The sequence below is a fragment of the Lentzea sp. NPDC005914 genome, from assembly GCF_040629405.1.
Lineage (GTDB): Bacteria > Actinomycetota > Actinomycetes > Mycobacteriales > Pseudonocardiaceae > Lentzea.
Genome location: NZ_JBEXVQ010000004.1, coordinates 292,590 through 306,036, shown reverse-complemented (window position 1 = coordinate 306,036; position 13,447 = coordinate 292,590). Strand labels below are relative to the sequence as shown.

At 69.9% G+C, this 13,447-nt stretch carries 12 protein-coding genes; 5 read left to right on the top strand and 7 right to left on the bottom strand.

Annotated features, from left to right (window positions below):
- Positions 1-10: 10 nt before the first annotated feature.
- Positions 11-448 (top strand): peptidase inhibitor family I36 protein, encoded by a 438-nt coding sequence (locus ABZ345_RS08580; protein WP_359844375.1) that lies wholly within the window; start codon positions 11-13, stop codon positions 446-448.
- Positions 449-494: 46 nt separating this feature from the next.
- On the top strand, positions 495-1,472 hold the full coding sequence (locus tag ABZ345_RS08575) for a helix-turn-helix domain-containing protein (protein WP_359844373.1): 978 nt from the start codon (positions 495-497) through the stop codon (positions 1,470-1,472).
- Between the two features lie 88 nt (positions 1,473-1,560).
- Here ABZ345_RS08575 and lnt read toward each other — a convergent pair whose 3' ends face one another.
- From lnt to ABZ345_RS08550, 5 genes are all read right to left on the bottom strand, one after another.
- Positions 1,561-3,030, bottom strand: coding sequence for an apolipoprotein N-acyltransferase (lnt, locus tag ABZ345_RS08570; RefSeq protein WP_359844372.1), 1,470 nt, complete (start codon positions 3,028-3,030; stop codon positions 1,561-1,563).
- Complete coding sequence (mptB, locus tag ABZ345_RS08565; protein ID WP_359844476.1) at positions 3,017-4,420, bottom strand: polyprenol phosphomannose-dependent alpha 1,6 mannosyltransferase MptB; 1,404 nt, start codon at positions 4,418-4,420, stop codon at positions 3,017-3,019. Before mptB ends, lnt begins: the two co-directional genes overlap by 14 nt.
- Before the next feature lie 103 nt (positions 4,421-4,523).
- Complete coding sequence (locus ABZ345_RS08560; protein WP_359844370.1) at positions 4,524-6,110, bottom strand: sigma-70 family RNA polymerase sigma factor; 1,587 nt, start codon at positions 6,108-6,110, stop codon at positions 4,524-4,526.
- 98 nt (positions 6,111-6,208) lie between these two features.
- Positions 6,209-6,976, bottom strand: coding sequence for an SDR family oxidoreductase (locus ABZ345_RS08555; protein WP_359844368.1), 768 nt, complete (start codon positions 6,974-6,976; stop codon positions 6,209-6,211).
- Between the two features lie 47 nt (positions 6,977-7,023).
- Entirely contained in the window at positions 7,024-7,605 is a 582-nt protein-coding gene (locus tag ABZ345_RS08550; protein WP_359844366.1) for a TetR/AcrR family transcriptional regulator, read from the bottom strand.
- Positions 7,606-7,658: 53 nt separating this feature from the next.
- Between ABZ345_RS08550 and ABZ345_RS08545 the strand changes: the two genes are divergently transcribed.
- Both ABZ345_RS08545 and ABZ345_RS08540 read left to right on the top strand, forming a co-directional pair.
- The gene (locus tag ABZ345_RS08545) at positions 7,659-8,681 is read left to right on the top strand and encodes an alpha/beta hydrolase-fold protein (protein WP_359844364.1); all 1,023 of its coding nucleotides are present in this window, start codon (positions 7,659-7,661) and stop codon (positions 8,679-8,681) included.
- Positions 8,681-9,154 (top strand): GNAT family N-acetyltransferase, encoded by a 474-nt coding sequence (locus ABZ345_RS08540; protein ID WP_359844362.1) that lies wholly within the window; start codon positions 8,681-8,683, stop codon positions 9,152-9,154. The genes ABZ345_RS08545 and ABZ345_RS08540 overlap by 1 nt, the downstream gene beginning before the upstream one ends.
- Positions 9,155-9,540: 386 nt before the next feature.
- On the opposite strand, the gene ABZ345_RS08535 is transcribed toward ABZ345_RS08540, so the two are convergent.
- Positions 9,541-10,380 (bottom strand): helix-turn-helix transcriptional regulator, encoded by an 840-nt coding sequence (locus ABZ345_RS08535; protein ID WP_359844360.1) that lies wholly within the window; start codon positions 10,378-10,380, stop codon positions 9,541-9,543.
- 99 nt (positions 10,381-10,479) lie between these two features.
- Here ABZ345_RS08535 and ABZ345_RS08530 point away from each other — a divergent pair, with 99 nt between their 5' ends.
- Positions 10,480-11,232 carry an SDR family NAD(P)-dependent oxidoreductase gene (locus ABZ345_RS08530; protein ID WP_359844358.1) on the top strand — a complete coding sequence of 251 codons (753 nt, stop codon included), beginning with the start codon at positions 10,480-10,482 and terminating at the stop codon, positions 11,230-11,232.
- On the opposite strand, the gene ABZ345_RS08525 is transcribed toward ABZ345_RS08530, so the two are convergent.
- Positions 11,229-13,442, bottom strand: coding sequence for a penicillin acylase family protein (locus tag ABZ345_RS08525; protein ID WP_359844356.1), 2,214 nt, complete (start codon positions 13,440-13,442; stop codon positions 11,229-11,231). The two genes, ABZ345_RS08530 and ABZ345_RS08525, sit on opposite strands and share 4 nt — an antisense overlap.
- Positions 13,443-13,447: the final 5 nt, after the last annotated feature.

The following is a 13,447-nucleotide window of genomic DNA, read 5'->3' as shown; positions in this document are numbered from 1 at the left end:
GGATGAATCCTTGAAGTTCGTTCGACGTGTATTCCTGACAACTCTTCCCGTCGCTTTGCTCGTGGTCGTCGGGGTCGCGGCTCCGGTCGCGCGAACCGCGGCGGTGACCGCGGCCTACGACACCGAGACCGGTCAGCCGCTGACCGCCTGGGAGTGCAACACCGGCAACGTCTGCTTCTGGAACGGCTTCGGCGGCACGGGCGGCCGCTGCATGTGGGACGTGGCGGACCCGGACTGGACAGCCGGTTCCGTCCAGTGCAGGTGGTCGACGACCACGGAGATCAGGTCCGTCTACAACCGCGGCACGTCCTCGGTGACAGGAGTCGTGTTCTACCGCAACGCCGGCTACACCAACCGCATGGGCTGCGCCCGGCAGGGGCAGAAGGGCGACCTCGCGGGCACTTACCAGGTGAGGTCGCACCAGTGGAGCAGCGGCCCCTGCGGCTGATCGCGGGTAATGTTCTTCACGGTGACCTGGGCCTGGGGAGGTTGCTGTGTTGCGCATCCATTTTTCCACTGGTGATCTGGCGCGTACGCAGATAGCGGAAAGGGTCGATCCGCTCTGGGAGATGGTGTTCAGCCGGTTGAGGCTGACCGAAGAGGACAGCGGTGTCCTGTTGGGGCCGTGGCTGCGCTCGGTGCGCCGCGACGGCGACAGACAGGTGATCCGTTCGGGTGTGCGGCTGCTCGCGGTGCTCTCACCGCTCGGGCCGTACTTCCCGGATTTTCTGACGCCGCCGGAAGGTGCGGACGGTCTCGGTGCGGCCCTGGAGGCCATCCGAGCGACACCGCGTGACCGGCTGCGCGACGAGCTGAAGCTGCTCGCGGGCGTGAACCCGACTCCGTCGTGGACACGTCCGCTGGCGGAGGGCTGCGACGGCGCGCTCGCGGACCTGACCTCGGCACTGGCCCGGTACCACGCCGCGGTGATCGAGCCGTACACCGCGCTGATCGAGGAGGCGGTCGAGACCGACCGTCTGCATCGGACCGGTGCGAGCTCGGCCGAGGGGGTGCTGCACGGGATGTGGCCGCTGATGAACTGGCGGCCGCCGGTGCTGGAGGTGCAGTACGCCTACGACCGCGACCTGCACCTGAACGGGCGCGGGCTGCGGCTGGTGCCGTCGTACTTCTGCCGCCGGACGCCCGTCGCGTTCGCGGATCCCGGGTTGCCGCCGACCGTCGTCTATCCGGTGCATCACGACTGGACGTGGCAGCGGCAGCTCGCGAGTGGACGCCGGGAGCAGAGTGCTCTGGCCGCGTTGCTCGGGTCCACGCGGTCGGCGGTGCTGGCCGCGGTGGGAGCCGGGGCCACGACCACCGAACTGGCGGAACGGCTGGGGGCCTCGCCGTCCGCGGTCAGCCGCCACACGACAGTGCTGCGGGAAGCCGGGTTGCTGACGACGGAGAGGCAGGGGGTGTCGGTGTTGCACCAGCGGACGGTGCTGGGGTCAGCTCTGCTCGGCAGCGACTGAGGTGCGGCGCCGCGACCAGGCACGCACCGAACGCCCCCGCGGTGAGCAGCACGTGGATATCGCCGCCGAACCTCAGTCGGTGCTGGGGTCAGCTCTGCTCGGCAGCGACTGAGGTGCGGCGCCGCGACCACAACCCCACCAGACACGCACCGAACGCGCCCGCGGTGAGCAGCACGTGGATCGCTGCGCCGAACCTCGTCGCGAATGTGATGTCCGTCCGCAACGGCACGGAGTCGACCATCAGGGCGTCGGTGAACATGCCGGTGGACTGCACAACGCTGCCGTCCGGCCGGACCACGGCGCTCACGCCGCTGATCGCCGCGACCACGACGGCGCGGCCGTGTTCGATCGCGCGCAGGCGGGCCATGGCGAGCTGCTGGTAGGTCATCTCGCCGCGGCCGTACCAGGCGTTGTTGGTGGGCACGACGAGGACCTGGGCGCCCGCGGCCGTGCTCTCGCGCAGCACGTAGTCGTAGGCGACCTCGTAGCAGATGCCGAGGCCGACACGGATGCCGGCGACGGTCATCACGCCGGGCTCGGTGCCGGGCTTGAGGTCCGGTGCGTCCGCGAACGGGGTGAAGAGGCGGGCCAGCGGGCGCAGCGGGATGTGTTCGGCGAACGGGACGAGCTCCTGCTTGGCGTACGACTCGCCGGGGCCGGTGCCGGGCTGCCAGGCGATGACGGCGTTCTGGCCGTCACGCAGGGCGCTGACCAGCACCGGCACGCCCAGCGAGTCGACGGCGCGGTCGATCACCGGGTCGCGGTCGCGGGTCCTGGTGGCGCTTTCCGGCCACACCACGAGGTCCGGTTTGGGCAGCGAGCCGCTGTGGATCTTCGTCGCCAGCTCGGCGGTCTTGCGCAAGTGGTTGGCGCGCAACGTGTCCTGGGCGTCGAGCAGGCCGAGACCGATGTCCGGGGCGTCGCCCTGGACGACCGCGATGGTGCGCTGGCCGTTCTGCGCGCCGACCTCCACCAACGGGCTGACGGCGAGCGCCGCGGCGAACGGCAGCACAGCCCAGGCGGCCCGCACGCGAGGCAACCAGTGGCCCAGGCCGAAGCCCGTCACGACCACCGCGAACGTCACGAGCGGGGCGCCGCCGACCACCGCGAGCTGCCCGAACGGGCCGTCGACCTGGCCGAACGCGATGCGGCCCCAGGGGAAGCCGTTGAACGGCACCAGGCCGCGCGCGGTCTCCTGCAGCACGAACAGCAGCGCCGCCCACACCGGCGGCGCGGGCAGCCGGGACACGAGCGGCATCAGAGCGCAGGCACCGCACACGAACAGAGCCATGAGCGCGGAGAGCACGAGCCACGGTGACGGGCCGAAGTCGTTGCCCAGGAAGTGCTGGATCCACAGCAGGTGCGGCAGGAAGAACGCCAGCCCGAACACGAAGCCCAGACCGGCCGCGCCACGGGTACCCGCGCCGCGCAGCGCGAGCCACAGCACGAGGAACGCCGGGACCGCGAGCCACCAGAGCGTGCGGGGCGGGAAGCTCAACGCCAGCGCGCCACCGGCCAGGGCGGCCGCGCCGTAGCGGGCGAGGTCAGTTCTGCGCAACGGGCACCCGGCGCAGGACGAGGTAGGAGCAACCCACCAGGGCGACACCGAGCGCATAGGCCAGCACGAGCTCGGGCACGCGGCCCGCGAAGTTGCCCGCGAGCGGCGGCACCAGCAGGGCGAACACGCCGGCCAGCGCGGCCACCCTCGTGCGCCACGGACCCTCCGGCAGGCAGGCGGCCAGCGGCAGCACGGCCCACAGCAGGTACCACGGCTGGATCACCGGCCCCAGCACCACGATCAGGCTCATCATCATCCCCAGCGCCGTCACCTCGGAGATCCCGCCCCGCAGCTGGCGCCGAAGCACCACCACGATCCCGCACAGGATCAGCACGAGCCCCGCGATCCGTGCCGAGGAAATCATCGCCTGACCGCTTTCCGGCCCGGACACCGCACCCGCCAGATAGCCCGGCCAGTTCGTCGGCGCCATCCAGGAGTTGACCTTCGACGGCGTCCCGAGCGCCTGCACCCAGCCGAATCCAGACCCTCCGGCCGATGTCACGACCGACACCACGGCAGCGGCCGCGACCATGCTCAGACCGGCTGCGGCGAACCGGATCCAGCCGCCGCCCAGCCGGCGGGCCAGCGCGGTTCCGACCACGGCGAGCGCGACCAGTGCGGGCAGCTTGACCTGCGCGCCGAGCCCGATGAGCACGACACCGGCCGTGAACTGCCACCAGCGGAGCTCCGGCAGTGCGTGCAACGCGACGACAGTGCCGGACAGCATGAGGCCGAGCATCAACGCGTCGTTGTGCATACCGCCGACGAGGTGCCACAGCACCAACGGGTTCAGCACGCCCAGCCACATCGCGTTGCGCGCGGAGGTGCCGGCGATCGTGGCGAGCCTCGGTACCGCCCACACGACGAGGAGCAGGCCCAGCACCGCGACCAGCCGGTACAACACGATGCCCACGACGGGATCGCCGCCGGTGACCTGGGTGATCGTCCGTTCGACCGTGCTGAACAGCGGCCCGTACGGCGAAGGGGTCTCACGCCAGTAGACCCCGACCCGCGAGACGGCCTCCGCGCTCGCACCGACGGCCGGGCTCACGACGTTCGGATCGAGACCGCGTGCCGCTACCTCACCCTGGGCGAGGTAGCTGAAGACGTCGCCGCTGAACAGCGGCGGAGCGACCAGCAGCGGCGCACACCACCAGGCCAGCGTCCGCCGCAACCACACGACGTCCGGGCTCGAACGGCCGAGCAGTCCCCACGCCAGCACGACGAGTCCGGCGCCCGCGATCGCCGCAGCGAGCGCGAACGGCACCGCTCTCGTCGCCCACGCCCCCGCGGTGAGCAGCACCGCGCCACCGAGACCCGTCCAGCGCAACAGCTCCGGGGTGCGGGTGGTGACGGGTGCGGACCAGCGGCGGGCGAGGGTCGACGGCATCTGCACGGAAGAGACAGTGCTTTCCGGACAGATCGTCACGCGTCCGACTGCGGTCGCGTTCCCGCCTACGACCAGAGGATGACCTTTTCCAGCCCTGAGTCGGTCAACCCGCGAAGTCGTGGGTCATCCACACGGTTCCCTTGGCGTCGCGGACCACGACGATCCCGATGCGCGTGAAGGACTTGCTGAGAATGTTCTTGCGGTGACCGTCGTTCGGCGGCTTCTCGTCGATCATGCCCTGCGTCAGGTTGAGCGCCATCTTGGAGATCGGGTCGACTGCGTCCTTCACCGGTCCGCCCATGCCGACGTTCTCGCCGACGGTGCTCCACTTGACGTCCGCGTCCGAGGCCCGCTCTCCCAGTCCGCTCTCCCCGTCGCACTGGTGCGAGAGCCCGCAGCCGTTGCTCGTCATCGCCCTGGTGTGCCGGTCGGCGGCCGCGACCAGCGCCGGATCGACCGTCAGCGCGGGCAGGCCCGCCGCCGCCCTGGTCTGGTTGATCAGCGCGAGGACGCGTTCCTCCGGCGTGGCCACGCGCACAGGCTCCGGCGCCTGGGTCGTCGTGGTCGTCGTCGTAGTAGTGGTCGTGGTGGTTGTGGACGTTGGTGCGCTGCTGCTCGACGAAACCGAGGTCTCCGCAACCGACGTGGTGACCACGGTGGGTGGCGGCGTGTTCGGGATCGCAATGGCGGTGGGAGGATCGGACGGGAACAACGCCATGGTTCCCACCACGCCGGCCAGCGCGCACACGGCCGCCGCACCCGTGATCGCGAGAACCGGTTTGCCCGAGGCGAAACCCGCGAGCCGGGAGAACGGGCCGGAGGCTTCGGCGAGGTGGGCGGCGTCGGGTGCGAAGTCGCTGAGATCGGTGGTGTGCGCGACTGGTTCCAGCGCGGGGTCGGCGAGGTTCTCCATCAGCCGCGGCAGGTAGCTGGCGGGCACGGTGAGCAGCGCGGCACCGGTCAGGATCCGTTCGACGGGCATCGCGTCGTCCACACCGCGACTGCACCGCGAGCACTCGTCGACGTGCCGCAGGAGCCGCTTGCGCCACAACGGGGTCGGCTGCCCTGACCAGCCCTGCGCCGCCTGGACCAGCCCGGGACACCGCGGCTCGGCCGACAACGCCCGAACCAGGTGCCGGACGGTCTCGAGGCGGCCCTTCAACCGGCTGAGCCGCACGGTCACGGCGTGGGCGCCGAGGTCGAGCGCGTCGGTCACCTCGGCGCGGGTCAGCTGCCCGACGCGCTCCAGCGTCCACAACGCGAGCAGCTCGCGGTCGGCCGGGTCCAGCCAGCGCGCGGCCTCGTCGACCTCGCGCCGTTGCTGGGCGAAGTGCAGACGCGACAACGCCACCTCGACGAACTCGGCGCCCGGATCCGCGCGGTCGTACTCCTCCAGCGGCGCCGGAGCCAGGTCCCGGCGGCGGTAGTGCTCGCGGATCTGGTTGATCGTCACCGCGACCAGCCACGACCGGAACCGCTCCGGCTCCCGCAGCGCGTCGATGCCCCGGATGACCCGGAACATCGTGTCCTGCACGACGTCGTCGACGTCGGCGTCGGTGGACAGGGCTCTTCCGACGATGTTGTAGACCAGAGGTAGAGAGGACTCGACGACCGCGTCGAGCGCCGCACGATCACCGGCGCTTGCGGCGATCACCTGCTCCTCGTCCAAATGGCCCAGCCACTCCGTCACGTCCAACACCCTCACTGTCGCCGACGAATTCCGTACGCGATGGGAGACCGGGCAGTCTCACCTCAGGTCACAGAAACCGGGCCAACAAGTGAGTCAGGTCACACTGCGATCACGGCCACCCCGGTCCGGCCGCCGTCGACATCGAGCACGGTGCCGTGCACGAACTGCGCGTCGTCCGAGGCCAGGTAGACGGCGGCGGCGGCGATCGCGCCCGGATGCCCGGAACGCCCCGCCGGGGTGCCCCGCATCATCACCTCGCCGGGGTGGTCGGTCGTGCTGTCCCAGTCGGGCGACACGATGACGCCGGGCGAGATCGCGTTGACCCGCACGCCGCTCGGCCCGAACTCCGCCGCCCACGCGCGGGTCAGCGTCTCCATCGCACCCTTGCTCGAGCTGTACGGGGAGCTGACCGGGACGGCGAGCCTGGCGATCCACGAGCCTAAGTTGATCACGACACCGCCGCCCGCGCTGATCATCTCCGGGACGAGCGCCTGGGTGAGGAAGAACGGCGCCTTCACGTTGACCCCGTACACGCGGTCGAACGTCCGCTCGTCGGTCGTCGCGGTCGTGGACGGCGGGTAGATGCCGGCGTTGTTCACGAGGATGTCGACGCGGCCGAGCACCGCTGCCACCTCGGCCGCGAGCTGGTGACTCGCCGCGGCGGTGCCGTCGAGGTCGGCCTGCACGAAGTGGGCCTGTCCCCCGTCGTTGAGAATCTGGTCGACGACGGCCGCGCCACGGACCTCGTCACGGCCGGAGACGACGACGTGCGCGCCTTCCGCCGCGAGCGCGACGGCGATCGCACGGCCGATGTTGCTGGTGGAACCGGTGATGAGGGCGGTCCTGCCCTGCAGTCGTTGTGCCATGCCCTCGAAGTTAGGCACGCATTTTTGGACCGGCAAGTCCAAACGTGTCAGCTGCGGAGATGGTCGATGAGGGTGTCCAGGGCAGCCTCCAGGTGGTCGATGCTCCCGGTCGACCGGAGCACCTGGACCCCGCCCTGGATGCCCGCGATGAACGCCGCCGCCACCCGGCCGGCGTCCACGCCCGGCCGCACCAGCCCGGCCTCCTGCATCTCCTCGATTCCTTCCCGCACGTGGAACTGCCAGCGGTTGAGCAGCGAACTGACCACCTCCGCCGCTCCCGGCGTGCTGCCGACCTGGCTCATGAGCGCGCCGAGAGGGCAGTTGCGGCCCTGCGCGTGATACCGCGCGATCACCGAGTCACGCCAGCGGTCCCAGGCGGCCCACGAGGTCAGCGCGCCGAGGTGCGGCTGCTGGTCGTCGAGCACGCGATCGGCCTCGAACCGCGCGACGGCGAGGAAGAGCTCCTCCTTGCCGTCCGGGAAGTAGTGGAAGATCTGACCCTTGCTCGTGCCGGTGATCGCGCGGATGTCGTCCAGTGTCACGCCCGCCGGGTCGTCGCTGCGCAGGTACGCCGCCGCGCCCTCGATGATGCGCTGCCGGGTCGCGCGCCCCTTCGCCGTGAGTGCCACCCGGCCATTCTAGATTTTCTGGACCGCCGGGTCCACTGTGGTTGACTGGGATCATGCTCCCCTGGGAAGGCGAACTCGCAGGCCGGCTCGACCGGCACACCGTCGTGTCCTCGCTGCTGCGCGGCAACGTCCTTGGCGATCCGCACGAGCGGCCGTTGTGGGTGTACGTGCCGCCGGGCTACGACGAGAGTGATGAGCGCTATCCGGCCGTGTACGTCATTCAGGGATACACGGGCCATCTGGGCATGTGGGCCAACCGGATGCCGTTCCGCCAACCGTTCGTGGAGACGGCTGACGCGGTGTTCGCAGGCGGCGCACCAGGCTGCATCGTCGTCTACGTCGACGCGTGGACCACGTACGGCGGCTCGCAGTTCGTCGACTCCCCCGGCACCGGCCGCTACCACTCCTACCTGTGCGACGAGATCGTGCCGTGGGTGGACGAGCACTACCGCACGATCCCGGACCGCGAGTCACGGGCGATCGCTGGCAAGTCGTCCGGCGGGTTCGGCGCGATGATCACCCCGATGCTGCGCCCCGACCTGTTCGGCGCGCTGGCCACGCACGCGGGCGACGCGCTCTACGAGCTCTGCTACGTCCCTGACTTCGGCAAGGCCGTGCGGGCTCTGCGCGGCTACGACCACGACATCTTCCAGTGGTGGTCGGATTTCCAGGGCCGCACCGCCTTCACCAGGCCGGAGGACATGGACCTGATCGGCACTCTAGGTGTCGCGGCCTGCTTTTCAGCTCAAGAGGACGGCACGCCGGAGCTGCCGTTCGACCCCGTGACCGGGGTGCTGCTGCCGGACGTGTGGCAACGCTGGCTCGACTGGGACCCGGTGCGGATGGTCCCCCAGCACACCGAGGCGATCCGGTCGCTGCGAGCGGTGTGGATCGACGCGGGCCGCAGCGACGAGTACTTCCTCGATCTGGGCGCCGAGGCGTTCCGGAAGGAGATCGCCCAGGCCGGACTTCCTGACGAGCGCGTGCACTTCGAGCTTTTCGACGCGGGCCACGGCGGCATCGACTACCGTTACCCGCTCTCACTGGGGTGGTTGGCGGAAAGGCTGGCTCGTTGATGCGCGAGGTGACGCTGCGTCCGATCGAGGACAGCGACCTGGACACGGTGTTCGAGTTCATGCGCGACCCGGAGTCGGTGCGAATGGCCGCCTTCACCGCGGCAGACCCCGACGACCGCGAGGCGTTCGACGCGCACTGGCGCAAGGTGCGGGCACGTACCGACGTCACCAACCGCGTGATCGTCGGCGACGGCCGCGTCGTGGGCACCATCGCCGCCTTCGTGATGGAAGGCGACACCGAGGTCACGTACTGGATCGACCGCTCGGTGTGGGGCCAGGGCGTGGCGGGGCGGGCGCTGGCGTTGCTGCTGGAGGAAGTCACGGTCCGGCCGATCTACGGCCGCTGTGCCAGCGACAACGCGGGCTCGATGCGGGTGCTGACCAAGGCGGGCTTCGAGAAGGTCGGCACCGACACCGGCTACGCGAACGCCCGGAAGGAGGAGATCGAGGAGACGATCCTGCGCCTCAGCTGAAGAACTTCCCGGTCCCCTGCACGCCGAAAGGCCGGACGCCCCGATGGGCGGCGACACGGGCCACGCGACTCAGCCCGCGAACCCCTCCGCACCCCAGCAGGCCGAGCAGCCGGATCCGCCGAACGCCCCGATACCCGCCCACAGTGCTCCGCCGCTCAGCGCGCAAGCCTCTCCGGCCCCGCGACTCAGCCACAGACTTCTCCGCACCCAGCGCGCCAAGCAACCCGATCCCGTCGAACGCCCCGATGCGCGCCCACATGGCCCGCCGCCCAACCCGCGAACCTCCCCCAGCAGGCCGAGCAGCTCGACCTTGCCCAACGTCCCGGTGCGCGCCCGCACAGCCCCGCAACTCAACCCACAAACCTCGCCGCTTCCAGCCCCACCACTCAACCCACGAACTTCTCCGTGCCCAGCACGCCGAGCAGCTGGATCTTGTCGAACGCCTCGGTGCGCGGCGGCGCGGTGAGCACCAGCAGCATCTGCGACTGGTCCTCGGTGAACAACGCCTGGCAGTCGACCTCGATCTCGCCGAGCTGCGGGTGGACGAGCACCTTGTGGTCCTCGAAGCGTTTCGCGACCTCGTGCCGCTCCCAGATCGAAGCGAACTCGGCGCTTTCCTTCTGCAGCACGCGAACCAGCTCGCCGGCTCGTGAGCTCGGGCCCATCGCGGCGTAGGCGGCGCGCAGGTTCGCGACCTGTGCGCGGCTCTGCCGGTCGCGGTCGTGCTCGGGGTAGATCAGGCGCTCGTCCGGGTCGGAGAACCACCGGTAGATCCCGCTGCGGGCGAGGCCTGTGAACCGGGACGAGTCGCCGTACAACGCCTCGGCGAACCGGTTCTGCACGAGGATCTCGCCGAGGTTCGACAGGATCAGCGCGGGTGTGTCGCTCAGCCGGTCCAGCACCCGTTGCAGCGCCGGTGCGACGTGCGTGCCGGTCATCCGGGGCGACGGGGCGTTGCGGCCGGCGACCAGGAACAGGTAGTCGCGCTCGTCGTCGTTCAGCCTCAGCGCGCGGGCCAGCGACGCCAGCATCTGCTCGCTCGGCTGTGGGCCGCGTTGCTGCTCCAGGCGCGTGTAGTAGTCCGTGGACATCGCCGCGAGCGATGCGACCTCTTCGCGCCTCAGTCCTGCCGCACGCCTGCGCGCACCCGCGGGCAGGCCGACGTCCTCAGGCCTGAGCTCTTCCCGGCGACGGCGCAGGAAGGCCGCGAGTTCTACACGATCCATAAGCCCAGTATGGAGGGCTTCCCCGAACTAACCAGGGATCGCCGATCCCCCGACAAGCGCTCTCTGCCGCCGCCGATCAAGCTGCCCGAAGCTCAGTGCATGGACATCAGCGGAAACACCATCTTCATCCCCGGCGGCACGAGCGGCATCGGCCTGGCGCTCGCCCACGCGCTGCGGGAGCGCGGCAACACCGTCATCGTCGGCGGCCGCCGCACCGAGCTGCTCGAGAAGATCGCGGTCGACGGCCTGGAGACCGTCCGGATCGACACCACCGACGCCGACAGCGTCCAGGCCGCGGCCAAGGACGTCCTCGCCCGCTTCCCGGCGCTGAACGTGCTGGTCACCATGGCGGGCGTCATGCGGGTCGAGGACTGGCGCGACCCGTCGAAGTTCCTCGAGTCCGCCGAGAGTGTCGTGACGACCAACGTGCTGGGCCCGATCCGCCTGATCGCCGCGTTCGTCGAGCACCTCCAGACCCGGCCGGACGCCACGATCATGACCGTCTCGTCCGGCCTGGCCTTCGCGCCGCTGAAGGTGACTCCGAGCTACAACGCCTCCAAGGCCGCGATCCACATGCTCAGCGAGTCACTCAGGCTCCAACTGGCCGGCACGTCCGTGCGGATCGTCGAGCTGGAGCCGCCGGCGGTGCAGACGGACCTCCTGCCGGGCCACGCCGAGAACGACCACGCCATGCCGCTCGACGAGTACGTCGCCGAGGTCATGAACATCATCGAGACGCAGCCCGACGCCAAGGAGATCCAGGTCGAGCGCGTGAAGTTCCTGCGCTACGGCGAAGCACGCGGCGACTACGACCAGGTTGTCGCCGCGCTCAACGCCTCCGACCCGCACTAGCTCACGTAACGAACTGTCAGGTTGGGATCGCGGGCGACCTCCTGTTCGGAGAACCGCCCGCTGACCCACTTCTTCTCCACGTACAGGTACGCCTGGTCGTGGTGGTGCGGCGAAGCGTGGTTGGCCGACTGGCCGTACACCATCAACGAGCTCATGCGCGGCCCGCTCGCCGTCAGTTCCACGGCCATCACGAAGCTGGTTCCGTGCGGGATGTCGGGAATCTGGTCCAGCGGCCGGGGCACACCGGGCACCGAGACGACGTTGAAGCAGCCTTCCGGGCCGCGACAGCCGTGGATCGGGATGCCCTCGTAGTGCTGGACGTCGTCGAGCTTCACGTCGACCGGCACACCCGCGTTGGCGAAAGCCGTTACCGCGTCGGCAAAAGCTCGCCCGATACCGGGGTCCGCGGTGTTGAGGCCGCGCGGGGTGTGGACGGGATCCGCCGGGTCGTACGGCACCAGCCACCGGTTGACACCGGGTCGCTGGGTCAGGCCGATGAAGGTCCGCCAGAAGAACGCTCCCCTGCTCTGCTCGCCGATGTCGCCGGTTCCGCTCCACTTCGCCAACGTCGCGCAAGCCGCACGGACGTCCACCCCGTTCAGCGTCGGATTAGCCTGGCACAGCGCGACAACGGCCTTCAGGCCCTGTTCCGCGCTCAGGTTCCGGTTGCCGAACATCGCCGATTCCACAGTGGACAGGGTGAAGGTGCGATCGGTGATCATGTCGAGGCCGAGGCGGGTGCGCGGTGACCGTTCGCCGCCGGAGTCACCGACGATCGAGGGGTACCCGGTCAGCGGGGCGGCCGGGTTCGTCAGCCACGGACTGTCGTTCATGTTGCTCACGTGGTCGTCGCGAACGAGCCTCGGCAACCAGCGAGGGCCGAGCACGCCCGGCCGCACCGCGTCGGGATCGGACCCCCAGCCGCACGACGAACGGCTGCCGTCGAGGATCACGAAACCGATGTCCGGACCGGTGCCGCACCGGGCGCGCTGGTCGTCGGTGACGTGCGGGATGACCTGGATGTCGGCGTAGTAGGCGGTGCCGGTCGAGTCGGAGGCGAGTGTGTTCACCCACGGCAGCGCCTGATATCGGACAAGTGCCTTCTGCAGGTCCGGAACGCTGCGGGCGCGGGCGATGGCGAGCCACTGGTCGACGACCGCGAGGTTGCCGGAGTTGGCGTCGCGCAGCACGTACGCCGTCGTGTCAGTCCATTGCAGCGCACCGGGGTCGGCGATCACCGGGCCGTCCGGCGTCCGGTACAGCGTCCTGGTCACCGGCTTGGTGCCATCGGACACGGTGACGTTCTCGGCGATCATCCGGTGCGTCTTGCCGTCGACGACATAACTGGTGGGGTCGCCGGGCACGAGGGTGAGCTTGGTGAGCGTGACGGTCTGCGCCTCGGACGCGGTGTGGGTCCAGCCGAGCCGGTCGTTGTGGCCGATGTTGACCAGCGGAATCCCGTACAGGCCCGCGCCGCTCACGTTCAATTCGCCGGGAATCGTGAGCTGGTGCTGGTAGAAGCGCCAGTCGTCGGCCCAGTAGAAGTGCGGGTTGCCGAGAACGATTCCGCTGCCCGTGGACGCCTCGCGGCCGAGCGCGATGCCGTTGCTGCCCGGTCGTTGTTCAGGCCGCCGCACGAGCTGAGTCGGCGCAGGAGAGCCGGAAGGTTGAGCGGACGCAACGGGTTCCTGCAGTCCTTCGCCGCCGGTGAGACCCGCGACCTGGTGGACGCGCCGCCACACGTCGATCTCGGTGATCGGCCGCACCCAGCCCGCGCCCCGGCACCGATCGTCGGGCAGGTGGGCCACACCGGTCTTCGCCAGGTAGCGGTTGAAGCCCGTGGCATAACCGCGCACGAGGTCACGGGCTTGCCGCGACTGTTGCGGCACCGCGCGTTCGATCACGCCTGACTGGTTGAGCCGCTGGTGGTAGAGATCGCTGACGAGGTTCCTGTCACCGGACTCCGCGGGCGCGTCCGGCCCGAACCACCGCGAGCGCTGCGCCGACGTCGTCACGACGATGTCCGCCATCATGCAGACGTTGTCCTCGGCGAACGCGAAACCGAGGCCCAGCCCCAAACCCTGGTAGTCGGCCGCGCGGATGTGCGGGATTCCGTAGGACGTCCGCCGGATCGTGACGCCGGCTCCGGCGTGGCTCACGGCAGGACCGGTGAGCAAAAGCGTGAGGCATAAAGCGATCAGCCTGAACATGCTTC

Bases quoted from the DNA above. Each gene is read 5' to 3' on its own strand.
- mptB (WP_359844476.1), bottom strand. From the start codon at position 4,420: ATGCCGTCGACCCTCGCCCGCCGCTGGTCCGCACCCGTCACCACCCGC.
- ABZ345_RS08555 (WP_359844368.1), bottom strand. From the start codon at position 6,976: ATGGCACAACGACTGCAGGGCAGGACCGCCCTCATCACCGGTTCCACC.
- ABZ345_RS08545 (WP_359844364.1), top strand. From the start codon at position 7,659: ATGCTCCCCTGGGAAGGCGAACTCGCAGGCCGGCTCGACCGGCACACC.
- ABZ345_RS08540 (WP_359844362.1), top strand. From the start codon at position 8,681: ATGCGCGAGGTGACGCTGCGTCCGATCGAGGACAGCGACCTGGACACG.
- ABZ345_RS08535 (WP_359844360.1), bottom strand. From the start codon at position 10,380: ATGGATCGTGTAGAACTCGCGGCCTTCCTGCGCCGTCGCCGGGAAGAG.
- ABZ345_RS08530 (WP_359844358.1), top strand. From the start codon at position 10,480: ATGGACATCAGCGGAAACACCATCTTCATCCCCGGCGGCACGAGCGGC.
- ABZ345_RS08525 (WP_359844356.1), bottom strand. From the start codon at position 13,442: ATGTTCAGGCTGATCGCTTTATGCCTCACGCTTTTGCTCACCGGTCCT.